Here is a 1,574-nt window from a genome sequence, read left to right as displayed (position 1 = left end):
ACTCTTTCCTTCGATATAAGGGAGAAATTCATTTCCACGATCGGTGAACATATTGAAATAACTCCACACGCGGGCTTCGCAATAGCGACGGGCGCCAAAATCAAGCGGAGCATAAGCATCGGCAAAACTAAAGTCTTTATTCACTTCATTGAAGTAGCCTTTTTCGCGAGCAAAAGATATCACATCCGGAGAATAGATACAATTGTTTTTATCTTCGATATCAAACTGATGAATACGGCTTTGATTAGCATGTGCCGAAATACAGTCGTCCGGCACACGTACAGCTACCCATACAGCACCACGCACACCCGGTCCTTTCCCGATCATTTCCATAATCCATATTTCATTAGGATCGGCAATAGTAAACGACTCACCGCTACTGTAATAACCGTATTCCTCAACCAATTCAGTCATCACATTGATTGCTTCACGAGCTGTACGCGAACGTTGCAACCCTAAATATATCAGACTGCCATAATCTATTATTCCGGTAGTATCTACCAGTTCCGGACGTCCTCCAAAGGTCGTTTCTCCGATAGTTACCTGGAATTCATTCATATTTCCAATCACATTATAAGTCTGACGGGCCTGTTCTATCTTTCCCAGATATTTGCCGGTATCCCATTCATAAATATCAATCAGCGTACCTTTTTTATGTACACCTGCCGGATAATGATACAACTCGCCGAACAAGCCATAGGAGTCGGCAGAATAAGAAACAATGGTAGAACCGTCAGCCGAGGCATTTTTCCCAACTATCAGATTGGTACAAGCCAGTGCATTGACTACAGCTGTTAGCACCAACGAGACGGAAAGAATCAGTCTTTTACTTTTCATACTTTACTTTTTATTTAATCGACATATTTGATTTAACTCCCAGATAATACACGTATCTGAAACACTGCTTAATATACAAAATGATACTGACGGGTTGTCTTATTCTCACAACCGTCCGTGACAGTCATTACCAGCACATGTCTGCTTCCTTTCTTCACCCGTTTGGGATCCAGTTCGCAAACCAGATTTCCACTGACAGAATTAGGTTTGCCAAACAATGCGTATTTCCCATCAATAGTCCCCCGATAACTGCTGATACCGGTCTCCTTATCCTTGGCCTTAAACACGATGCGCCCCGTACGCCCCCATTGTCCTTGCCCTACCGGAGTAAGAACCGGAGGTACCGTATCAACTGCTACTGTATAAGTAGCCAGTTCGCGTATACGAACTTTCATAAATCCATCGTCGAACTTGCCCCCTACACCATACTTTCCTCCTTTAGAAGTCACACGGGCCACGTAATATTTCGACATATCGTCTACCGGATAATGCCGCAGACCGATGCTCAAATCACAATAGTCATGCAAAGGCACTACGACGTCATTCAACTGATAGGTATAGGAAATATCAGCACTGTCGGCATATATGGCATAATTCAGTCGGGCGTCCTCGTAAAGCATTCCACGAGGCACCACAAGTTCCATTCCCGGCTCTTGCAGGTAATTTGTCTTATCCCACTTAAAAACATATTTCTCCGGATGAGGAGGCATCATGGCAATCTCAGCCCTCTTTCCCTG

The 1,574-nt window shown here is 44.0% G+C and carries 2 pseudogenes; both read right to left on the bottom strand.

The features are described from left to right. Window positions 1-837, bottom strand: a pseudogene (locus tag QVP67_RS15515) (C69 family dipeptidase); the annotation flags it as partial. Window positions 838-905: 68 nt separating this feature from the next. After that, window positions 906-1,574, bottom strand: a pseudogene (locus QVP67_RS15510) (M23 family peptidase); the annotation flags it as partial.

It is taken from the genome of Bacteroides sp. CAG:633, assembly GCF_000435115.1.
GTDB classification, from domain to species: domain Bacteria; phylum Bacteroidota; class Bacteroidia; order Bacteroidales; family Bacteroidaceae; genus Bacteroides; species Bacteroides ndongoniae.
The sequence above is the reverse complement of the archived record's forward strand: the minus strand, read 5'-3'. Positions and strand labels throughout refer to the sequence as shown.